Here is a 25520-nt window from a genome sequence, read left to right as displayed (position 1 = left end):
ATGTTTTTTTGTTCATTATTAAACCCCTTTGATATTGTAAAGTCTATTTTTTACTTTTTCAGACGATTATACAATATTTTAAGGGTTAAAAAAACAACACAAAAATACTATTAAGCCCATTGCGAGGGACGAAGTCCCGCGGCAATCTTATGAGATTGCTTCGTCATTTCATTCCTCGCAATGACATTTCTGCCGTTTAATCTGTGTAATCAGGTATGTGAGTTTCTCAGCAGACCTAAAGAATTGAATTTATATCTGCTACTAATTTTTGTTTGTTTGAAAATCCTACAATTTTCTTTACTACTTTCCCATTTTTAAAGATTAAAAGAGTTGGAATTGCAGAAACTTCAAATTGTGCTGAAGTCGATTGGTTTTCATCAACGTTTAATTTACCAACCTTAAGTTTTCCTTCAAATTCCTTGGCAATTTCTTCAATTACAGGTGCAATCATCTGGCATGGTCCGCACCATGTCGCCCAAAAATCTACAAGAACAGGTAAAGTTGCTTTCAAAACTTCGCTGTCAAAATTAGCATCACTTAGGATAGTTTCACTCATAACGCTCCTTTATTACCAATATGTAATATTTATTACTATTGCGATCTGCCTTCTCTTTGTTCAAATTTTGATAAAAATTCCTGGATTTTTATTTTCTGCTGAAGCTGGTTTACCCACTGGTTAAACAGTAGAATTCTTTTTTCGTTTCTTAATGTCTCTATGAATTTGTCTTTGTCCTTTGCCCAGTTTTTCAAGTTTTTATTTTTTTCTAAATATTTAAGTTCTGCTTCTTTGTCGGTAACTTTTGAAAGGAGAAAAAATAAAAATCTTACCTTTTCAACTGCCAATCCTCTTCTTCTGGAATTCTCAAATTCTTCAGGTGTCATTTTTAAGTTGTATTTTAAAGCATTAAAATATGTCATATGGTCAAAACTGCCGTTTTTTTGAAACGCAGGTATTTGCTGGAGGTATGCTCTGATTTCGTTATCAGTAACATCTATTCCATATTTTAACGCTATTTGATAAAAAGCTTCTTCCGAAATCATCTCCTGAAGGACGTTAGTTTTTATTTGTTTTATATCAGTTTCAGTAAGTTGCGCATCTTTTTTTTGTGCCTGCTGGTTTTCTATCACACGATTAACCGATTTTGTAAATTCAGTATAGGAAACCTTTTTAGAATTTACTGTCGCCACAGTATCATATCCTTTTGTTAAATAGCCGCCTGCTCCAAAAGACATGAAAGTTGCAAAAACTAAACCAATTAAGACAATCCAAAGGATTGTTTTCATGTTTCGTCTAAAAAAATCCATAAATAAAAACCTCCAACTATAAGAGAATTCAGCACTCAGGATTCAGCAATCAGAATTCAATAAAATATTTCTACTAATAAGTAGATTATAAAGTTTTTCCTTCCAAAAGTCAAGATTTTTTTATATAATTAAAAAATGGATTTAATCTTTAATCTTGCTATAAAAATAATTCCGTATATTTTAATTGGTTTAATATTTGCAAGATATGCATCAGAAAAAACAGAATTAATTGTTAAATATTTTATAAATTTCTCTATATATTTACTGATTCCTATTTTTATGTTTTTTACGATGTGGGAAACTCCAATAAAGGAAAATATAAATAATTCAAAAAATATAGTTATTATAGTAGTATTAGTTGTTTTTTTTGGAATGATATTTGCTAAAATATTTTCAAAGATTTTTCATCTCGAATTTAAAAATGTTGCACTTCCAATTACTTTTATGAACAGCGGATATCTTGCTATCCCGCTGAATACTATCTTTTTAGGGATGGGGAGTACTTTTCACAGTATAATATATAACATAACATTGGATATTTTATTTTGCAGTGCGGGGCTTTGGATTGTTAGCGGTTCAATAATAGAAATTTTCAGGTTGCCGGTTTTGTATGCTGCATTTTGTGGTATTTTTTTGAGTTTGAAAGATATTAATATCCCAAATGGTTTATTTCAATTTTCAAAAATATTAAATACTGTTACAATACCGGTTATGCTATGTCTTGTCGGTTATCAAATAAAACCAATTAGTTTTAATATGTTTAAAAAAGTAATTATTGGTGTTGTTATTCGCATGATAGGCGGGCTTGCTGTAGCATATATATTTTGCGGGATATTTAAAATAACGGGAGTGGTTAAAGGTGTCTGCTTGCTTTCCAGTTCAATGCCTTCTGCTGTGACAGCTTATATTTTTGCTAAAAAGTATGATGCGGATTCTTTATTCGCTTCTTCTATGATAGTGGTCGGGTTAGTTATGAGCATAGTTTTGATCCCGGTGGTTTTATGGCTGATATAACAATTTCTGATGTAATCAATTATCAGTTTGTAAAAGTATTTCTTGATACGGCTGACAATAATTTTGCAGCAATCGGTTATAAAGAGCATGGTTTAAGGCATGCTAAACTTACCTCCAATATAGCAGGAAATGTTCTTTCACATCTGGATTTTCCTAAGAAAGATGTAGAATTAGCAAAAATTGCAGGCTATTTGCACGATATAGGGAATTCAATTATAATGCATAATCATATATTATCAGGTGCAATTATGACAAAAAGGTTTTTAGAGCATCTCGGAATGGATTATAAGGATATTCTTACTGTTGTGACTGCTGTCGGTTCTCACGAAGAAAAAGATATAATTCCAAATTCTCAAATCACCGCTGCTGTAATTTTAGGCGACAAAACAGATGTTAATCATTCCAGAGTCAGAATAATAAAACGTACAGTGCTTGATAAGCATACACGGGTAAACCTTGCCTGTAAAAGTTCCTTTCTCAGGGTAGACTCAAAGTTAAAAACAATTTCCTTAGAGTTAACTATCGATACTAAAATTGTTGACATCGGAGAATATTTTGAGATTTTTCTTGAAAGGATGTTACATCTTAAGAAAGCATCAAAATATTTTGATTGCATGTTTATACTTTATATAAACAACAATAAGTTTTTGTAGTATCGAAAACTGAATCCGATACTGATTACACCGATTAAACGGCAGAAATACCATTGCGAGGAATGGAATGAATAACGAAATTGCAAATCCTGCTTGTGGGACAATCTTATTAGATTGCCACGGGACTTCGTCCCTCGCAAAGACAGCGATGCTGTTATCTGTGTAATCGTTTTTTTAAATCTGTGTAATCAGCGGCTATAAAAAAAATGATAACTGCAACAAAGAATTTTGAATTAAAAAAAAAAGACGGTTTTGCCCGTTCGGGTATTTTACACACTCCTCATGGTGATATAGAAACACCATTTTTCATGCCTGTTGGAACTCTTGGAACCGTTAAGACATTGTCACCCAAAGAACTTATTGAAATTGGTTCCCAAATAATGCTTGCCAATACATATCATTTATATTTACGACCTGGTACAGAAATAATAAAACAAGCCGGAGGATTACACAAGTTTATTGGTTGGGGAAAGCCAATATTAACCGATTCGGGCGGGTTTCAGGTTTTTTCAATGAAAGGGTTAAGAAAAATAACCGAGGACGGGGTTGAATTTACTTCTCATATAGACGGTTCAAAACATTTTTTTTCACCTGAAAAAGTCATTGAAATTCAAAGTATTTTAGGTTCGGATATAATGATGGTTTTAGATGAATGTGTTTCATATCCAATCGAGCATGATTATGCAAAAGCATCCGTGGAGCTGACATTGAAATGGGCGAGGAGAAGCAAAAAGGTGTTCTTAAGTTCTCAAGTTCTCGAGTTCTCAAATTTATTATTTGGAATTGTACAAGGATCAACATATATTGATTTGCGGAAAGAGTCGGCTGAAAAAACAGTTGAAATTGGGTTTGACGGATATGCTATCGGCGGGCTTTCTGTAGGTGAACCGAATAATTTAATGTATGAGATAGTTTCAGAAACAGAAAAGTTTCTGCCTGAGAATAAACCGAGATATTTAATGGGTGTCGGGTCACCCGAAAATTTATGGGAATGCGTTGAAAGAGGAATTGATATGTTTGACTGTGTTTTACCTACAAGAAACGCAAGAAACGGGCAAGCGTTTACTTCTACCGGGAAAATAAATATAAGGAATGCGGAATATAAAAATGATTTTTCACCACTTGATTTGGAATGTGATTGCTATACCTGTAAAAATTTTGATAGAGCGTACCTGAATCACCTGTTCCGTACTGAAGAAATGTTAGGATTGCGTTTAAATACTTTGCATAATTTACATTTTGTTCTAGGATTAATGGATAAAATGAGAAAAAGCATAGAAGCGGGAAGTTTTTTAGAAGCAAAAAGAGATTTTTTGAAAAAATATAAAAAAGAGGAAAAGGTTTAATACAATAAATTATTCGAAAACTGTTTTTCTACGAAATTGTCCCGGTGGTGTGCCAAAATATTTTCTAAACATCTTTGAAAGGTGATATTCATCAGAAAGCCCAACTTCCTTGGAAATAGCTTTTAATGGCATATCTGTTGTAAGTACCATATCTTTAGCAGTTTCAATTCGTACAATTCTTAAGTCCTCCATCGGTGTTCTTCCTGTAAGTTTGTTATATTTTCTTAAAAATTGAAATTTACCCATATTAGCATTACCAGCCAAGTCTTCTAATGTTAAATGTTCCCTTAAGTGTTCCTTCATAAAATTTCTTATACTATTAATAATAGGATGTGATTCCTTAGATTTAGAAATGTCTATTAATTCAGCTAATATAACTTCGAAGATTTTCTCTTGTAGTAAACTTCTGTAAAGAGAATTTGACTTGCTTTTTTCATACAGCCACTGGGTTAAAAACCGTATTTTTTTGTTTACATCATGAGTTAAAATAGGAATTTCTGTTTTCTTTCTCTTTTCATCCCATTCAAAATAAATAATTTCAGCCGGAGTACTACTGGTAAGATATTCTTTGTGAGATACCCCTGCCGGATAATTCAATATGTCACCGGCATTTGCAGATAAATTTTTTTTTAATACTTCAACACGTACTGAACCCTTAAGAATAACTACCATTTCATTACATGAATGGTAATGTTTCTTTACATCCCAGTTAGGGTATGAGTCCATGTACCCTACACAAATTAATTTATCAGATTTTTTAAAATCCCGATTATAATTATCTAGTTTCAACATGCAATTCCATACAAAAAAATATCAATCCTATCCATTGACAGTTTTTACTTCATACGATATACTCTAACTATAAGAGACGCAATATTATATAGGAAAGGTTTAAGTTTGTCAATATCAATTTAAACCAAAAAGAGCAATATCAAAATGTAGCTGTTTTACCCCGCTTACTGCGGGGTTGCATTCCCACGTTAATAACGGGATCATGTGCTCAGTCGGTGCAGTTGCTCCGACTTCCGCGCATAGACTCGGTCGGTGCAGTAGCTCCGACCTGCGAGTGCTAATCCGAAAAGGCTGCTCCTGAGAAATCAGGATGAGTTCGCAAAACCGAGGGCTAAGATAGTAAACGCCAACAGGTTGCCGATAAACAAAAGGTCTTGATAATCGTGTTGTTAATCGCTGTTATCAAGACTAAATACTATCAAGCCAGCAAGGTTACCGAAAACAAAAGAAGTAGATTAGAAAGTAGTTGATTAGAGAATTAGAGAATTAGAAGATTAGGTTTACTTACAATAAAGTAAGTTAAAGAACTTAATTAACTAATTAACCAATTAACTAATCCACTAATTCACTAATTCACTTCTTTTTTATTTGCCAAATTGCTGAATCCTGAGTACTTAATACTTAACACTGATAATCGGAGGCATTTATGAAAATCAAAAAGTCAATTCAAAGTCCAAAGTCCAAAACCAGAAGTCTTAAATCTTTAACCTTAAATCTTAAATCAAGTATTCTATTCTTTCTTACTTCTTGCTTCTTGCTTCTTGTATCAAGCAGCGCATACGCTGCCTTTAGCAAGGGCGATGCCGGCACTAGTGCAGTCCAGTTTTTGAAGATGGGCGCAGGTGCCCGTAGTAGTGGCATGGGCGATATAGGAGTAGGGGTAAGTGAAGGAGCAAGTAGTGTATATTGGAATGCAGCCGGATTAGCCGGAATAGATAAACCATCCATAAGTGTAATGCATGCGATATGGTTTGAAGACATAGGTTATAGTTGGGTAGGGTATGGACAACCGATATCAGAAATAGGAGTAATAGGAATAGGAGTACAGTACATAAATTATGGTTCAATTCAAGGCAGTGATACGGATGGAATAGTAGGTAGTAATTTTAACCCTGCCGATATGTCAGCTACGCTAAGTTATGGAAATAAGGTAAGCGATGATGTATCATTAGGAATAGGAGTAAAATATATAAGCAGCAAGATAAAGGAGACCGGAGTAGCGATAGCGGGTGATGTAGGGATGTTATACAAGCCAACGGAAAGTGGAATGAGTATAGGTATAGCGCTCCAAAATGTAGGGAGTAAGATGAAATATGTAGCCAAGGATGAGAATTTACCAATGACGATAAGAGTAGGCGGAGGATATAATATTCAACCGGAATGGTTAGTCGGGTTAGATATAACAGCAGTAAATGACAGTGGGATAGGAATAGGAGCAGGGACAGAGTATAAACATGATGCGGGTGAAGGAACAACTTTAATAGGCAGGGCAGGATACAACACTAAGACAAAAGACATAGGTGGATTAAAAGGAATAAGCTTAGGGGCGGGTTTAGATTATAAGGGCTATGGATTAGATTATGCATTTGTTCCATTTGGTGATTTAGGTGATACACATAGAGTATCATTGAATATGAAGTTCTAAAAAAAGAGTTTTAGGGTTTGTAGGGTTATAGAGTTCATAGAGTTTAAACCCTAAAACACTATAACCCTATAACTCTATGACGGACTCAAAGAACACAAAAACATTAGGACGAAAAAGAGAGACAATTTGCAACTATCGCACTATCGTAATGTTGGAGGTAGTATGAAAAGGCATAAGTTATTTTTAGGAGTTTATATTTTTATTTTGTTGGGTGTGCTGTATGGAACAGCAAATGCTGCCATGCGGGGACGACCTAGAATAGTTGATAATAATGTAGTAGCGGAGAATGGCTGGCCGTTGAGAGGAGATACCGCGCGTGTGGGAGATTGGGTAAATTCAACTAGAGATTTTTGGAAGGGTATGCGAGATCAATTCAACTATAATTGTGCGAGAATATTTGTTTATAGAGATATGCGAGCTTTATATGGTGTTGGTACTGAGGGACAAGCTTGGTTAACTATTGATGAATGTATTGTCGAACTTGACAAACAAGTTCAATGGGCAGAAGAACTTGGTATGTATGTACTTATTGAATATTCAGCCTGTCCTAATGGTGCATATATATATAAAGAGGAACCATGGAAGAGCGATGTACTTGCGTTCTGGGATAAAGTTGCACCACGATATGCGAATAAAACCCATGTAATGTACGCATTGGCAGGCGAGCCTGGAGGATACTTGCCGGAAAATTTTCTTTCGGATAGTGAGGCAGGTATAAGATGGCAAGAGATGATGTATCAAAGAGTTCGTGCATTAGCACCAAATACGCCGCTTAGCATGTGGGAATTTGCGGGACCATATAGGGCAGACCCTGCGATTTGCATGACTCAGATAGTGAAAAAATCAGTTGGGATAATTAACTATAGTAATGCTTTTGTTGGATATCATTTGTATGGTGTAATTGAATCGGAACTAAAAGAACTAAAAGATAATTATCCACAGATGCCAACCGGAGGATGTTATCTTGGAAGTACTGATGATACTCTTGATGCTAAAATAAATATGTGTTTACGCAACGGAGTAACTAGTTGGATTCTACTTAATGGAGTAAAACCACTGGAATTGAGTAATGTTGCTGTGACCGTAAGATGGTCCAAAGACCCTTTAGCAGTTGATGGACCAACAACTCCCGACACAACAGCACCTACAATAACAATACTCTCACCATTAAATAATTCAACAGTAGCGGCCTCGCTATTAACGGTAAGCGGTACAGCTTTAGACAATATAGGATTAAATAAGGTAGAATTGAAAGTGGGTGCTGGCGGGACATACACAGCAGTTGGTGTAACATTATCGCCATGGAGTGGAAGTGTAACATTGGCGAGTGGTTCTAATATAGTATATGCTAAGGCAACCGATATATCTAATAATTGGAAAGAGTCAACAATAACAGTAACATACACTCCAGGCTCAAACAATCCGCCTGTTGCAAATAGCCAGGGTGTTAGTGTAACTAAAGATACACCCAAGTCAATAACTTTGACAGCGACTGATGCAGATGGAAATTCGTTGACATACAGCATTGTTACCCAACCTGGCCACGGAACACTGACAGGCACGGCACCGAATGTAACCTATACACCAGCCAGCGGATATACGGGAACAGATAGTTTCACTTTCAAGGCAAATGATGGTAAGGCTGACAGTAATGTAGCAACTGTATCTATAACAATAAGTGCCCCGGTAGTCCAGTCTCCATTCGGTGGAACTGCAAGAAGTATACCCGGCACAATACAGGCAGAAGATTTCGATAATGGCGGCGAAGGTATAGCATATCACGATACAACCCTTGGTCAAGCAGACCCAAATAACACATACAGGGCAACCGAGAGTGTAGATTTAGAGACATGTAGTGATTCTGGTGGTGGTTATGATGTGGGATATGTAGTGACTGGCGAATGGTTAGAATATACAGTAAATGTAAATACAGCCGGAACATATACAATAGAATCACAAGTAGCGTGTGGTGGTGAAGGCGGTAATTTCCACATAGAGATAGATAATGTAGACAAAACCGGAGCAATGACAGTGCCTAATACCGGTGGTTGGAATATATGGCAAACAGTAACAAAGACAGGAGTAAATTTAAGTGCAGGTCAACATATAATGAAGTTGGCAATGGATACTATTGGTACTTCCGGAGCTACCGGCAATTTTAATTACATCCAGTTTACAAAAGTAGTAGACAATACCGATACAACACCACCTGCAATAAGTATAATCTCACCGGCAAATAATACAACAGTGCCAACATCGTTATTAACCTTAAGTGGCACAGCGACAGACAATGTAGGATTAAGCGAGGTAGAATTGAAAGTAGGCTTGGGTGGGACATACGCAGCAGTAAGTGGAACATTATCACCATGGAGTGGCAGTGTGACATTAGTAAGTGGTTCTAATGTAGTATATGCCAGAGCGACCGACACAAGTAATAATGTAAAAGAGACAACAATAACAGTGACATATACTCCTGCAATCACATTATCTAAAATAAGTGGTAATGTGCAATTATACAAGAGTGGTAGTGGCGTAAGCGGGATAACGATGAATTTAAGTGGTAAAGCAAATAGCAGTTGTATTACTGGAGCAGAAGGCAATTATGAGTTTGTTGGGTTGGAGAGTGGTAATTATGTAGTAGAGCCTGTAAGTCCTAATTGGCGGTTCTGGCCTAACAAGATGGAATACACAGGGTTAAGCAGTGATAAGGCAGAGCAGAATTTTATAGGTAAGCCGTTTAGTGTGACTAGGACAGTAAGTTCTAAGGTACAGATAAGCAGCGGAATGGCAGTAACCCCGATAAGTGAGAGTAGCAGTATAGAAAGTGAGATAAGTGTTTTGGTGCCCAAAGGCGCATTTTCTACTACAGCGAATTTAACACTAACAGCAATAGATGTGCCTGTAAGTGATAGAACAATGAATGTAGTAGGTTATGGAGTAGATATAATAAATGACAAGAATTTGCAGCCAGTAAAGGAACTAACGATAACAATAAATTATGATGACAGTGGAATAGTCGGCTATAATGAGAACAAGTTAGTAGTAGGTTATTATGATGAGAGTAACAAACGTTGGGTAGCGTTACCAACAACAGTATATGCGAGTAGCAATAAGGTAGTAGGCAAGAGTACTCATTTAAGTAAGTTTGCGTTATTGGAGTTAGTTTCCGCGACTAATTTAATTAATGTAAAGATATATCCTGTGCCATATAATCCTGCGAAACATGTGCAAGGATTAAAGATAGAAGGGATAACAGCCGGAGCAGTAGCAAAGATATACACAGTAGGCGGCGAGTTATTAAAGGAATTGGTAGAAAGTGGTAATAGTGGTAGTATAGTATGGGATGGTAAGAATGAAGGCGGCAAGGAAGTAGCCAGTGGAATATATATATTATATATAGAAGGGACCACAGGCGTAAAGAAAGTAAAGATTGTTGTTGAAAGATAAGAAAATAGTTATAGGGTTATGGGGTTTAAACTCTACAAACTCTAAAACTCTACAATCTCACAGTCCCACAACCCAACTATTTCTTTACATAGATTAATTTATTAGTTTTGTTTAAATTTCAAGATAAAATCATCTTATTTTATATCGCAATTTTATACAACAAAATAGCAATCCTACCCATTGACAGATTCTACTTTATACGGTATACTTCGGAAAGAGCAAGAAAAGCGCAAACATTATAAAAAAGATTTAAATTTGTAAATAGCAATATTAACCAAGTGACTCTTTATTTATTAAACAGCAAGTTTTGCATACTTGTTAGCAAACGAATCCGAGACAAAATGACTAAAGTGTGTTATACATAATAAAGAAGCACTCCGAAGTCAGAGAGAGACAAAAATAGAGATTGAGAGATTATGATACTGGGAGATTAGGGTTTTTACCTAATCTCGTAGTTTTCATTTTCATAGTCTCTGAATATAACTCCGAAAAGGCTGCTCCCGAGAAATTGGGATGAGTTCGCAAAACCAAGGGCTAAGATAGATAACGCCAACAGGTTGCCGATAAGCAAAAGGTCTTGATAATCGTGCCGTTGATCGTTGTTATCAAGATTAAAGACTATCAAGCTAGCTAGGTTATCGAAAACAGAAAAGTTGATTAGAGAATTAGAGAATTAGTTGATTAGGTTGAAAAAACTTAATTAAGTAATTTATAGTTTTCTGATGAGCTTTTTTTTTGTGCTCGCAGATTGGTTCTACTGAAACGACCGAGAACACAATCCCGAGCGTAGTCGAGGGAACACAAAGTTTAGGATTTAGAATTTCGATATTGTATTTAAAAAAGGGGGTTTATATGCGTAAGATGTTAAGTTCAGTAATGCTGGCAGTAATGGTAGTCGGTACTACATGTACAAGTAATGTACAAGCCGGCGTTGGCAGTTCAGCGATGCAGTTTTTAAAGGTAGGAGTAGGTGCCAAGCAGGAAGGCATGGGCGGCGCACAAGTAGCAGTAGCCGAAGATGTAAATAGCGTATACTGGAATCCTGCAGGATTAGGTTCAGTAAGCGCAACCGAACTATCATTTATGCATTTATCATATTTTGAAGGAATAAGTTATGAATATTTAGCGATAGGCCATCCAGTAAATGAAAGTTCCACAATAGGATTACAAATAATGTACCTTAATTATGGCAATATAGACAAGACATTAGAAGATGCCAATGGCGCATATGATACAGTAGGCAGCGTAGGCACTTTCGGTGCCAAAGACATGGGTGGAGCAATAAGTTACGGCAAGCAGGTAGATGAAACAATTAATGTAGGCGGAAGTTTAAAGATGGCAAGCCAGAAGATAGATACAAACAACACAACCGGCTTTGGAATAGACTTAGGAGTAGAGTATGTTCCAGTAAAAGGCGGATTACAATTAGGCCTGGCAGTCCAGAACATAGGCAGTAAAGTAGGCAGTGATAATTTACCCGGGAATATAAAAGCAGGATTAGGCAAGAAGTTGTCAGCATTTGAAGGTGAAAACAATTTAACGGTAGCAGCCGATGTAAATTATGGGTTAGACAGTGCGACCACAAGAGAGAACATAGGAATGGAGTTAATAATAGCCGAGATGATAGGAATCCGAGCAGGCTATAAGATAGGATATGATGAAGAGACATACACATTAGGCGGCGGATTCAAGATAGCCGGAGAAAGTTCAACATTCAATATAGATTATGCATTTGTTCCTACAAAAGATTTAGGAGACACGCATAGGATATCGCTAGGGATAAGGTTTGGGGCAAAGGAATAGCGGGTAAGCAGGTAAGCGGATTAGTGAATTAGAAGATTAAAAAAGAAGTTCAAAGTCCGATGTAGCTGCACCATCTTATGGTGCCAATAAATATGAAAACAAACCAAATTAGGAATCAAATATATAGAAAAACTGGAGGGAAAGGTATGGGTAGGATTATGAAATGGTGTATGATGTCAGCAGTCGTAATGATAGGATTAAGTGCAGTATCGCAATCAGCAATCAATCCGGGCGATATATTCAAAGAAAAATATATTTGGTCCACACCACCGGCAAAAAATTACAGTAATGCGTGGTGGAGAGTAACAGATCCAAATCCCAGTTATCCAAACGGACCATTAGAATACGATGCACCTCAAGATTTTCTTCCAAATTATATACAGTATTTTAGCGGGCTTGATTTAGTAGGAGCAACAAGAGCAGAAATAGTAGTAGAGATGTGGGGTGGACATATTGGTACCAGCAACAAACAATTCAAAGTAAATAACAATGCATGGATACCGGTACCCGAAAACACTGACATATCAAATCCCGAGTGTTATCTTAATTTCAGGTATCCTGTAGCCGCTATACCGATTAGTCAGTTAACGAGCGGAACTAACGCAATAGAATTTACCGCCGGTCCGCAAATATGTGGTAGTTTTGGATGGGGACAATGGGCATACTATGGTTTAAAGTTACGAATATATTATGATTCAACTAAGACCCATCCGACAGGCAGTATAACTTCACCGGCTGCCAGTTCAACAATAAATGATAATCCAACAATAAGCGCCGCAGTGAATACATATACCGGAGGAATAAACCACGTAGATTTTATAGGATATTATGATGATTTTGACGAGGATGGTAATGGGATATATTCACAATGGCATTATATGTATGTATTACGTAATGGAGCGCTGACAGGTCACATAGGAACAGTTACATCAGCACCATATACTAAGACATGGGATACGACTTGGGTTCCTGACCAGGCGGCTTCGTCAATAAAGTTTATGGCAGTTATAGCAGGCAATGATGGGATGTGTTATGCAACATCCGAAGTTGCAGGTATAACTCTTTCTCGTAACGTTTCTGTTAAGATGTATAAACCGTCAAATGTCCCGCAAGGTTTTACGGTTATGAGCGGTAGTTTGTCTTGCAATATCATTGTTCCATCAAACGCATCTCCGGTTACCGGTGCCAGAATATCAGTCGTTACTTGGAATGGTGCTGCAGGTACCACCACCCAGTCAGTAACCTTTGGCGGTACAGAAATTTGTACTGCTTTTCCCAATGCAGCAGATCACGATTATGGATATAGTAACATAACCGTACCGGCAAGTGTGATATCAGCTGGAACCAAACAATTTACGTTAACTGCTAACAGTGGCGGACAACATGGACCGGAAGTAATATGGCCGGGACCTGTTTTGTTTGTTCAGTACAATACCGGAGGAATGCAAACAGTGGCAGACCCGTCAATAAATCCTAATGGCGGAACATTTAGCAGTGCCCAGCCAGTAAGTATAACTTGTGCAACTACCGGAGTAACAATAAAATATACAACCGATGGCAGCGACCCATCACCAACAAACGGTACTGTATATTCATCACAGATAACAATGTCAAGTAATGCGACATTAAAAGCGATGGCTTATAAGACAGGTATGTTAAACAGCAATGTAGTAACAGCGGCATTTACAATTACAGTTCCTACAATGGGTGATCCTTTATATTACGTGCCCGTAACAGTGGCGGTTGGCAGTTATCCGAGATATGATAAACCGGTAGAAGTAACAGTTAATTTTACGCAGTATCTTACAGCCCTTAGTGTAAGCGGTAGTTTAAATGACCAGTCTTTAAGAGTGAAAGAGACCGACAGTACCGGTAATACAGTAATAAATGACAATGTATTATTTCAGTTTGATAAAGACACTGCATATAACGCATCAAACAATGCAATAGGCACAGTTATATTTATTATGGATGGTACAACAAATGCAAGTGCAACGAGATATTTCAAGATATTTTTTGATATAGATCAAACTATAACAAAAGTTAATTTTACAAATCAAGTAACATTAACAGATAATGTAGAAGATGAGGGACAATCAAGTTACCAGATACAATCAGCGAATGCAACTTATTATTACCACAAGCAAGGCGGAGGCTTTTCCAGTATGGTAGACAATCAAGGCAACGACTGGTTAGGTTATCATGCTTCAGGAGGGTCAGCAGGTAGTTATCGTGGAATACCGAACATGGTATATCCCGCTTCTTATTTTCATCCGGGATTTGTTAATAGCAACAGCAGTATATTAAGTCAGGGACCTGTAAAGGTTAAATACAAGACAGAAAGTATCGATGGCTTATGGGCGTGCACCTGGGAAATATTCCCAAAATATGCAAGGATGACAGTAACGAAAAAGAACAGTGCATACTGGTTCTTATATGAAGGCACCCCTGGCGGAAATTTAGATGTAACCGGTACACAGGATTATTTTTACAGGTCAAACGATACAAGCCCGCAACTTTGCGGCTCATATCCTTCAACTAATATATTAAACGCTGATATACCATCGCCGGAGTGGGTATATTTTGCAGATGGAACAATAAACAGAAGTATATATTTGATTAACCATCAGGATGATACAGCAAACGATTCCTATTACCAGATGGAAAACAATATGACAGTATTCGGATTTGGCAGAACTGGTACAACTTCATCTTTAAATCCGGTTGTTCCTGCATACTATACAATAGGGTTTGCAGACAGCCGCGATTTGGCAACAACAAAAAATACTATAGAATCATCATGGCGGGATTTGACTAAAACAATAGGGACTCCCGGCAAAGCAGCGCCATCAAACAAAGTAGCAACACCGCAATTTAGTAAGGGAACGGGTACTTATACAAGTTCGCAATCAATAGTAATAACCTGTGGAACCAGCGGAGCAACAATAAAATATACAACCGATGGCAGCGTTCCATCTACCAGCGGAACAGCAACTTCCGGTACTTCGCCGTTAACAGTAATAGTCTCTCAGACATTAACATTAAGAGCAGTTGCGGTTAAATCAGGTATGGACAACAGTTATGAGAATTCAGCGGCATATACAATAAACACCGGTAGTGGCGGTACATTAAGTTTTACGGAAGTAGTAGTAGATGCAAATAATCCAATGGCACCGCATGGGAAGGAGATAGCAGATATAGATAAGGACGGATTAAATGATTTAATAGTAGCCGGTGGTGCAGGAGTAAGCAGTGCTAACCAGAGTCAGACAGGTTTGTATTGGTATAAAGCACCAACTTGGGAGAAGAAATTTGTTGCAAGAGACGGCGCATATACAACCGATGTAGCGGTAGGCGATGTAGATAATGACGGTTATGTAGATATTATAGTGCCAATGAGTTCTGTTAGCGGGTGGGGTAGTACTTCAGACACCATAGTATGGTATAAGAATCCCGGTGCGAATGTTGGTTCTGCAGCGAACTGGGGAGCACCAAGAGTGATAGGGACAAATATGAGAGGTCATGATGTTGAAGTGGCAGATTTGGACAATGACGGTAATTTGGATGTAATAGCCCGGGGACAAAGTTCATGGGGTCAGGCTCAGGGTAATATATTCAGGATTTGGAAAAATAATGGTAATGGAGCGAGTTGGACCCAAAAAGAAATTACCGGTTTACCAAGCGGTGAAGGAATAAAGATAGGTCTTATAAATAACGATAATTTAAAAGATATAGCAATAGCAGGTAGTTGGTTTAAGAATCCGGGAGATATAATAAACGGGACTTGGACCAAGTATACATATGCAACAGTTGGAAGTTACAATGATCCTAACGGCGGAGGAGTCGTATGTGACTATGTAGTAGATATAAATGATTTTAACAAAGACGGTAGGAATGACATAGTAATCTCACCTTCGGAAAATTCGGGAGATTTTGCATGGTATGAAGCGCCCGCAAATCCTGAAAACACTAACTGGGTAATACACACGTTAGGAACAGGCAAGACAAGAATGCACAGTTTAAGAACAGCAGATTTTAATAAAGACGGGTATGTAGATATAGCTACAGCGAAAATGGATTTAGAAAATAATGGTGGCGACCCCGTAGAAGTATATCTGAATGATAAAACAGGAAATTTCCCAGCTGCAAATATAAAACAAATATCTACCGGAGGTTCTCATGATATAGCGATAGGTGATATTGACAATGACGGTGACATAGATATTATGGGTGCAAATTGTTATGATGAGCAGGCAGCCGATAGTGCCGTAATTAAAATATGGCGTGCAAGTATTACAGGCGGTTCAAGTGGTCCGGTATCGTGGGATAAATGGACATACAAACAACTGGACAATAGCCGTGTTAGGTACGGTAGTTGGGAGGAGTGGTTTGGATTAGATGCCGCTGATTTAACAGGCGACGGGAAAAAGGATATAGTATCAGGCAGATATTTTTACCGTAATCCTGGTGGCGATATGATGGCTAACTGGACAAGAACAGACTTTAATACAACTCCATTAAATGCGAATGTAGATGCCTGTATAATAACCGATGTAGATGGCGATGCCAATGGCGATGTAATAGCTAACGGACTTAGTAGCAGCTATACAAGTCCTGCCGGAGTGTATTGGTTGGAAAAAACAGGTACAGGAGATACATCAGCAGATTGGACGAAAACGCTGGTTGTCTCAAATAGTATCATAGGACCAACTGCTCATGCACTAGCCCAAGGTTTTGGACATGCGCAGATAATTCCGGGCGGCAAGGAAGAGATATTAGTTATAGGTGACAATAATGGTGTTGCCTACAAGTGGGCAGGAACAATATATTTAATCCAGATACCGTCAGTCAATCCACAAAACGGCAATTGGAAAACCACACCAATATCTGCTAAATTCGGTTGCAATGGACAGAGTTTAGCAATAGGCGATATAGATGGTGATGGCGATTTAGATGTAGCAGGTGTAAACGAAAATGACAACACAATTGTCTGGTGGGAAAACCCATATACAGCGTCAAATCCTTCATCCGTTGAGTCTGTTTGGACAAGACATGATGTAGGTCCTGCAACACCTGTGGACCACATGTATGGTTCTGATGGACCGGATAGAATAAAGATAGCAGACTTAGATGGTGACGGGCGACCGGATATAGTAGTAACAGATGAAATATGGTGTGCTGATAATGGTGCAAATCCTCTTCGTACCGGAAGCCGTACATATTGGTTTAAGAACCCGGCAGATCCCAAGGGGTTGTGGGGCACAGCAAACGTTATACAACAAAACCAGCAGTCAACCAATTCGCTGGGTGTTGCTGATATGGATAATGATGGTGACATAGATGTTATAACCGGCAAACTTGTTGGCGATATGGAACTTGCAGTATGGGAAAACAACGGGACAGGCGTATTCACAAAACATTCAATAAGCACAGGTTATGAAAGCCATAATGGTGCACAACCATTTGATTTAGATGGCGATGGTGACCTTGATATAGTAAGTATTTGCTGGAATGATTACCCGAAAATGCATATTTGGAGAAATGATAATACTTCCAGCGGCAATCCGCCGCCGGTCGTTAATAATCCGCCTACTGTAAGTATAAGTAATATTGCAGTAACAAACGGCAGTAACCCGCCTGCGACAGTAGTAATAAGTGCAACAGCATCCGACAGTGATGGAACAATAAGCAAAGTAGAATTTTACAATGGCACGACATTATTAGGAACAGCTACCAGCTCACCGTATAGTTACACATGGAACAATGTATTTGCAGGGACTTATAGTATAACGGCAAAAGCGACCGATAATAGTAATGCAGCAACTACAACATCAGCACAGACAGTAACAATAACCGGCGGTACTGTTCCACCATCAACGCAGCAGGCATATCCGGGCGGAGTAGCATGGCAGATAGTGTCAGGGACAACAACAATACAAGCAGAAGATTACGATATGGTAACAAGTGGAACTGCATCTGGCGAATCATATAATGACACGACAGTCGGTAACAGTGGTGGAGCATACAGGACAACAGAAAATGTAGACATAGAAGCTTGCACTGATACCGGTAATGGCTACGATGTAGGGTGGGCAATCCCTGGTGAATGGCTGGAATATAGTATTAATGTTAATCAGGCCGGAGAATACAAAATAGTATTAAGGGCAGCCAATGGACTTGCAACTACCGGATCTCCGATACACCTTGAATTTGGTCAGCACAAAGCTACCCCATATCTTGTAACACCATCAGTGAGTGTACCGGCAACAGGTGGATGGCAAACATGGACAGATGTAACAGTTTCAAATTCAGTTACACTTACTGCAGGTGCTCAGATAATGAAATTAGTACTGGATAATAGCGCAGGGGAAGCTGCAGGTAATTTTAATTATATTAAATTAGTCAGCATCAATAGTACACCACCGCCAAGCACAAACATTGTCAGCAATCCCGGTTTTGAGACAGGGACAGCACCTTGGGGCTATTATGCAGGCGGAGGAGGTTCGTTTACAACATCAACACCCGGATATACTGGAAGCAATGCTGCTAAATGTACTGTAACTGCAGCCAATTCAAACATACAGTTTTTCCAATCAGGAATTGTGCTTGATCCTAATACCAAGTATCGTCTTACTTTTTCAGCATATTCAGTAAGCGGGCATGATTTATCAGTGAATCTATGTAAACACGATTCTCCATATACAGCTTATGGTTTGAGTTATACAGCAAACCTTGGCACTACATGGCAGACATTTACAACTGAATTCAATACAACAGGATTCTCGAGTAAAGTAAGTGATGGACGTTTATATTTCTGGTTAGCGTCGTTTGCAGCAGCGGGGGATGTGTATTATATAGATGACGTGCGATTAGAAACAGTTAATCCTTCTAATCCTCCTGCCGACACAACAGCGCCATCAATAGCAATAACCTCACCGGCAAATAATACAACGATAACGGTACCGTTATTAACGCTAAGTGGTACAGCATCCGACAATATAGGATTGAGTAAGGTAGAACTGAAGGTTGGTACTGCAGGAACATATACAGCAGTTAGTGGAACATTATCACCATGGAGCGGAAGTGTTACATTAACGAACGGTTCCAATACAGTATATGCAAAAGCTACTGACACATCGGGAAATATAAAAGAGGCAACAATAACAGTTACCTACACACCTACCATAAACATAATCAGTAATCCCGGATTTGAGACAGGGACAACACCATGGGCGTATTATGCGGGTGGCGGAGGCGCGCTTACAACATCGACACCCGGATATACAGGAACCAATGCCGGCAAATGTACAATAACCTCAGCCAATGCAAATATCCAGTTGTACCAAAGTGGTATTGTGCTTGATCCTAACACCCGGTATCGTTTGACTTTTTCAGCATATTCGACAAGTGGTCATGATGTGACAGTGAATCTGTTAAAGCACGTGTCACCATACACCGGCTATGGCTTAAATTACACAGCAAACCTTGGCACAACATGGCAGACATTTACAACCGAATTCAACACGACAGGATTTACAAGTAAAGTCAGCGATGGACGTTTACAGTTCTGGTTTGCATCATTTGCAGCATCAGGAGATGTGTATTACATAGACGATGTGCGGTTAGAAACAGTTCCTATTACCGTACAAACCGTCGTACAATCATATAACGTTGGCGGAACAGTCGCAGGAGCACCAAAGATGGGAGTAGTATCATCTACTAATTTGAAGTTCAAAGTGCAAGTGTATAGCATAGATAAAAATGACATAGCAGCCGATTACGACGGTACATTAACACTCACAACTATGAACTCCAATAATACTGTCCTGGATACTGTTGATACAATCCTGACAAAATCAGATTCAGGCGAGACAGAATTATCAGTTCCGTATAACAGAAACACAGAAACAATAGAGTTAAGTGGTAATTCTGCATCGCCGGTAATGATAAAGTTCAGTGATTTGTATGTAGCAAAGCTAGTCGGGACCAAAGGCGGAACAATAGAAGGTATAAACGGGATAAAGATGGTAATACCATCAGGCGTGTTATCCGCAGACAAATATATTGCAGCAATACGTACAAAAGCACCGCCGGCAGTAAAGAACACGATTAGATATGTTAACACCGTGAATCCTATAAGTTATGATTTTGGTGAGTTATCGTTTAGTAAGAATGCTCCGGTAATGAGAGCGCAAACATTTACAAAGACAGTAAGTATAACAATCCCATGGACAGCAGCAGATATAGGGACATTAAATGAAGATGGACTTAGAATCTACTGCTGGAATGGAACAGACTGGGATTTAGTGCCAGGCGTCCAGGCAATAGATAAAACAAACAAGACGATAACAGCGACAGTGAAACATTTCTCAACATATCGAATATTAGGCAGTTATTTATCTGCTGATTTTAGCAATTTAAAAGTCTATCCTAACCCGTATAATCCGGCGACTGCGATAGGCGGTAAATTGAAAATAATCAATTTGCCGGTTAGTAGCGTAGTGAAGTTGTATAGTGTCACCGGAGAGTTGGTCAGGGAACTAAAAGAAATAGATTTTGGTAATCTTGGCTGGCTCGAATGGGATGGCAAGAATGACGATGGTGACAAAGTAGGTAAAGCAGTATATATATACCAGATAGAAGATGCCGCCGGTAAAAAGAAGACAGGTAAAATAGGATTAATCAAATAAATTGAAGATTTAAGATTGAAGACTAAAGATTGAAATTAAGATACGAGGCACAGAAGTTATTTTGTTCCTTGAATCTTGAATCTTAGTTCTTTAGTATCGGAATATCTATGAGTAAAACCATTAAATGTTTTTTATTATTAGCAGTGTTGGCATTAACAAACATGATAACAGCAAAAACATTGTTAGCGGCTCGGGTTATGGTTGTCTATATGAATTATTATGTCATGCCTAAGACTACACTGGGTATGAATTATTATCTGGATTTGTTTAAGAGAGGCGGGGTTAACCGCGTAGCGTTTCCGTACGATATTGGCCCACGACCCGATGACAATACCTGCAAAAAGTTCATTGCCTTGTTACAAGCGAATGATATCCAGGTAATGGGCTGGTACCATGCCCAAAATGTCCCTATCAATGATCCAAAACCATATTTTACAAACATGTTCAATCGCTTTCCTTCCCTTGATGGAGTTACCGCAGATGATGGTTATGAGCTGTTTGTTGGAAGATGGTCTGCTATTCAGGCGGATCCAACACTGATACCGAAAGGAATAGCAATCGCTGCAAATGTTTACAGTGCGATTAAGTCCATAAAATCTGGTGCTATCGTTTCTGCTTCATCTACTGAGTCAATCGATGCGGCTCCCATTGGCATTGCCTGTATAAAAAACGGAACGTTGGATTATATTGAACCCGAAGTTTACCATCCGGTCACGGGAGATCCCACATTGATAATACAAGCTAGAAAAGATCGTACTCAGATGTGGATTGATGCTGTCGGCTCGGAAAATGCCGGCAAACTGGTGATGCTTATAAATAATTATCAATCAACTTATGCTAACCCAGCCAAGTCTGCCCTCATCGTCTTTACTGAAATCACAGCATTCAAGGATACTAACCCGAATGTCGGCACGGGTATATTCGCTTTGGCATGGCTGACCGATGAACAAATGGATGCACTCGGCAATAACAAGCCTTTTGATGGACAATTACCTGATTATTTAAAACGAACTCCGGAGAAAATCAATGTTCTTATACATGGTCGCATCGGTTCTGGTCGAATAACCGATTTTATTAATGGGAGCTCAGCCTGGCTTGATATGTGGAATAGTGGAAATCTGGCACTAAAACTCACTACCTTCCCATTAATCAACGATGAACTATTGGCACAGGTAGATATTTACATCACTTCTCCCCCGGGATATTACGGTCTTTATACCCAAGCGGAAAAGGATGCACTAACACGTTTTGTCAATGGTGGTGGTCGTGTGCTTTGGTTGGCGTCTATGGCTGGAGAAAGTGCTGCATCAGTTCAGATGCTTTCCAATTTTGGTATGACGGTGTATTGGTATATACCACAAATAGCATCGCCTTTTACTTATACTAAAACCACAGTTCATCCGATAGCCGATAATATAACCACTTTGTCTGGTGGTTCGGGTTGGGTTGAGAATATTACAGTAACTGGTAGTGCAATACCAATCTTCACTGCCGTAGCACCTGACGGTAATACTACGCTGGTTGAAGTGGCAGCATGGCGGCAAGGAAGTTCTTCCGGAGGAAGGATTGCTGTGATTGCGTCTGGAATCGGGCGAGCGAATGAAAGTTTAGTTAACATTCAACTTACCAACAATCTAATTAGCTGGTTCAGTGATGGCTTAAAGACGATTGACGGTTCCCAATATCAGATGATTACATTTACAAATCCTGGCAATAAAAACATCACAGACAAGGTAACGTTGACAGCGACGGCTTCCAGTGGTCTGCCGGTGAGTTTTGCAGTGGCGAGCGGTCCGGCACAGATTACAGATGGAATACTCTCATTCTACGGGACCGGCTCAGTGAGCATAGTTGCAACCCAGTCTGGTAATGCGAATTTTGTTGCAGCTACACCTGTAACAAACATGTTTACAGTGAGCAAGTTTACAACAGTGCAGTCATTAGTTGCAAATTGGAGTTTTGATGAAGGAACAGGAACTACGGCTGGTGATTCTTCAGGAAACGGTTACACAGGCAATATTGTTAATGGAGCATCATGGGCTGATGGAAAAATAGGGAATGCATTAAGTTTTGATGGAGTGGATGATTATATTCAACTTCCGAATGTTGGAATTTCTACCGGTTCATTTAGTATAGAAGGATGGGTTAATCCTAAAATCAACGAGTTTCCTACTATGTATGGAACATTTGTGGGATATAATAACAATCGTAGGATTTTAATTTATGGAGGAAGTAGCGGACAGTTATTAGCTCAAATGGGAAATAATTTTTTTTCAAAGGGTTACTTAAAATCGAATGTATGGTCACATATTGTTTATGTCTACAACATAACTGAGAATAAAGAATATTTTTACATAAACGGTGCCTATGATAGCAGTCAGGCTGTATCTAATCCGACTTGGAACGATGTATTCAGGATTGGGGAGTGTGGTGGAGGTACTTTTAGGTTTAAGGGTTCCATTGACGAAGTTCGTATCTATAACTGCGCTCTTTCCTCTTCCCAAATCCTTTCTGAATACCAGAACGATATTGCCGTAACCCCGCCATCAGTAATAACAACCTTAACAGCAGGAAGTCCCACAGCAAACAGTATAACATTAAGTTGGAGTGCACCTGGTAATGATGGGACAGTAGGCACAGCGACAGTATATGACATAAGGTATTACACAGTACCAATAACAGCAGGCAACTGGTCATTAGCAAACCAGGTAACAGGCGAGCCAACACCACAAGTAAGTGGCACAAACCAGAGTTATACCGTAGAAGGATTAAGTCCGAATACTACCTACTACTTTGGCATAAAGACATCTGACGAAAAACCTAACTGGTCAAATCTATCTAATATTTCAAGTAATACGACAACAAGTGATATAACACCACCAATAGTGAATGCAGTATCAGTAACAGACATAATGACTAATTCGGCAGTAATAACCTGGACAACTGATGAGCCATCAGATTCACAGGTAGAATATGGACTAACAACATCTCTTGGCAGTACAACTACATTAAATACAACACTTGTAACAACTCACAGTGTCCTACTTGGTGAGTTAGAGAAAGGGAAGACATATTATTACAAGGTTTTTAGTAAAGATACAGTTGGTAATCTCACAACATCAGCACAATACAGTTTCAAGACATATAACAACAATCTAAGACACAGAATATATACATATTACTACGATGATACAACGACACCTGCGAGTTTGAAGTTCTGGTTGCAGGTATATAATTTAGATGCAAACAGTATAGTGACAGATTACACCGGGACAGTAACGCTTAAAACAAAGAACAGTAAAGGCGAAGAATTGAATATAGTTGACACAACATTAACTGAGACAGATGCAGGAGAGAAAGAGGTTTCAATCCCGTTGGGTAATAATATAAATACTATAGAACTAACAGGTGATGTAACAGCGCCGATAGTTGTAAATTTCAATGAAATGTACACAGCAAAGTTAGTAGGTTACCAGGGTGGAACAATACGGGGTGCCGACGGACTAAAAATACTTATACCAACAGGTGTCCTATCTGCTAACAAATATCTTGCCTCAATCCGTACGAGTGCATCGCCGGCAGTAAGAAACACAATGAAATATGTTAACACAATAAATCCGATATGTTATGATTTCGGCGAGTTAACATTTGGAACTGGAAATGCACCTGTATTAGAAAATCAGGTATTTACAAGAGCAGTTAACATAACAATACCATATACAAAAGCGGATATAGGGACATTAAATGAAGATGGATTAAGGATATACTATTGGACAGGAACAGATTGGGAATTGGTGCCAGGCGTCCAGGCAATAGATAAAACAAACAAGACGATAACAGCGACAGTGAAACATTTCTCAACATATCGAATATTAGGCAGTTATTTATCTGCTGATTTTAGCAATTTAAAAGTCTATCCTAACCCGTATAATCCGGCGACTGCGATAGGCGGTAAATTGAAAATAATCAATTTGCCGGTTAGTAGCGTAGTGAAGTTGTATAGTGTCACCGGAGAGTTGGTCAGGGAACTAAAAGAAATAGATTTTGGTAATCTTGGCTGGCTCGAATGGGATGGCAAGAATGACGATGGTGACAAAGTAGGTAAAGCAGTATATATATACCAGATAGAAGATGCCGCCGGTAAAAAGAAGACAGGTAAAATAGGACTAGTGAAGTGAGATAGAAATAAGAAGCAAGAAGTCAGAGGTTAGAAGTAAGACGTTATCTTGCTTCTTGTCTCTTGTCTCTTGCCTCTTGCCTCTTGAGGTAGTCGCAGAGCTTGCTCTGCTGTAGTAAAAATTAGTAATTGAAAAAGATAATAAAAAACCCTGCTTTTTAGCAGGGTTTTTTACTTTTTATCTTTCCGTCTGACTTACCTTTTTAATATTGAATATAGATGCAATATTATACAAGAAAATATCAATCCTATCCATTGACAGATTCTTCTTTATACGTTATACTTTAATTAGATAGATAGTGAAAACGAGTAGAGACAATAGTATTATATAGAAAAGATTTAGATTTGTCAGAATCAATATTAAACAAAAGTAGCAATATTAAAATGCAGTTGTTTTACCCCGCATATTGCGGGATTGTGTTTCCCATAATACTATGGGATCATGTGCTCAGTCGGTGCAGTTGCTCCGACTTCCGCGCATAGACTCGGTCGGTGCAGTAGGTCCGAGCTCCGAGCACTAATCCGAAAAGGCTGCTCCCGAGAAATCGGGATGAGTTCGCAAAACCAAGGGCTAAGATAGTGAAAGCTAACAGGTTGCCGACAAACGTAAGACTAAAGACTATCAAGCCAGCAAGGTTATCGAAAACG

At 38.6% G+C, this 25520-nt stretch carries 11 protein-coding genes; 8 read left to right on the top strand and 3 right to left on the bottom strand.

The genetic code is table 11. The features are described from left to right. Window positions 1-235 precede the first annotated feature (235 nt). Window positions 236-556 carry a thioredoxin gene (gene trxA / locus PHE88_12090; protein ID MDD5688559.1) on the bottom strand — a complete coding sequence of 107 codons (321 nt, stop codon included), beginning with the start codon at window positions 554-556 and terminating at the stop codon, window positions 236-238. Between the two features lie 35 nt (window positions 557-591). Beyond that, window positions 592-1305 carry a SurA N-terminal domain-containing protein gene (locus tag PHE88_12085; GenBank protein ID MDD5688558.1) on the bottom strand — a complete coding sequence of 238 codons (714 nt, stop codon included), beginning with the start codon at window positions 1303-1305 and terminating at the stop codon, window positions 592-594. A gap of 135 nt (window positions 1306-1440) precedes the next feature. Between PHE88_12085 and PHE88_12080 the strand changes: the two genes are divergently transcribed. The 3 genes from PHE88_12080 to tgt all read left to right on the top strand — a co-directional run bounded on the left by PHE88_12080 (window position 1441) and on the right by tgt (window position 4318). Beyond that, window positions 1441-2319 (top strand): AEC family transporter, encoded by an 879-nt coding sequence (locus tag PHE88_12080; protein ID MDD5688557.1) that lies wholly within the window; start codon window positions 1441-1443, stop codon window positions 2317-2319. Then, entirely contained in the window at window positions 2307-2972 is a 666-nt protein-coding gene (locus PHE88_12075) for an HD domain-containing protein (GenBank protein ID MDD5688556.1), read from the top strand. Before PHE88_12080 ends, PHE88_12075 begins: the two co-directional genes overlap by 13 nt. A 206-nt stretch (window positions 2973-3178) precedes the next feature. Next, window positions 3179-4318, top strand: coding sequence for a tRNA guanosine(34) transglycosylase Tgt (gene tgt / locus PHE88_12070; protein MDD5688555.1), 1140 nt, complete (start codon window positions 3179-3181; stop codon window positions 4316-4318). 9 nt (window positions 4319-4327) lie between these two features. Here tgt and PHE88_12065 read toward each other — a convergent pair whose 3' ends face one another. Continuing rightward, window positions 4328-5044 (bottom strand): helix-turn-helix domain-containing protein, encoded by a 717-nt coding sequence (locus tag PHE88_12065; GenBank protein ID MDD5688554.1) that lies wholly within the window; start codon window positions 5042-5044, stop codon window positions 4328-4330. Between the two features lie 712 nt (window positions 5045-5756). Here PHE88_12065 and PHE88_12060 point away from each other — a divergent pair. The 5 genes from PHE88_12060 to PHE88_12040 all read left to right on the top strand — a co-directional run bounded on the left by PHE88_12060 (window position 5757) and on the right by PHE88_12040 (window position 24873). Beyond that, complete coding sequence (locus PHE88_12060; protein MDD5688553.1) at window positions 5757-6755, top strand: PorV/PorQ family protein; 999 nt, start codon at window positions 5757-5759, stop codon at window positions 6753-6755. A 162-nt stretch (window positions 6756-6917) separates the two neighbouring features. Next, complete coding sequence (locus PHE88_12055; protein MDD5688552.1) at window positions 6918-10202, top strand: carbohydrate-binding protein; 3285 nt, start codon at window positions 6918-6920, stop codon at window positions 10200-10202. An 852-nt stretch (window positions 10203-11054) separates the two neighbouring features. Further along, on the top strand, window positions 11055-12005 hold the full coding sequence (locus PHE88_12050; protein ID MDD5688551.1) for a PorV/PorQ family protein: 951 nt from the start codon (window positions 11055-11057) through the stop codon (window positions 12003-12005). 146 nt (window positions 12006-12151) lie between these two features. Then, complete coding sequence (locus tag PHE88_12045; GenBank protein ID MDD5688550.1) at window positions 12152-20695, top strand: FG-GAP-like repeat-containing protein; 8544 nt, start codon at window positions 12152-12154, stop codon at window positions 20693-20695. A 107-nt stretch (window positions 20696-20802) separates the two neighbouring features. Then, window positions 20803-24873 (top strand): fibronectin type III domain-containing protein, encoded by a 4071-nt coding sequence (locus tag PHE88_12040; protein ID MDD5688549.1) that lies wholly within the window; start codon window positions 20803-20805, stop codon window positions 24871-24873. The last annotated feature ends 647 nt before the right edge of the window (window positions 24874-25520 follow it).

The organism is Elusimicrobiota bacterium, assembly GCA_028718185.1.
Taxonomy (GTDB): domain Bacteria; phylum Elusimicrobiota; class UBA8919; order UBA8919; family UBA8919; genus JAQUMH01.
This window is presented reverse-complemented; position numbering and strand designations above follow the sequence as displayed.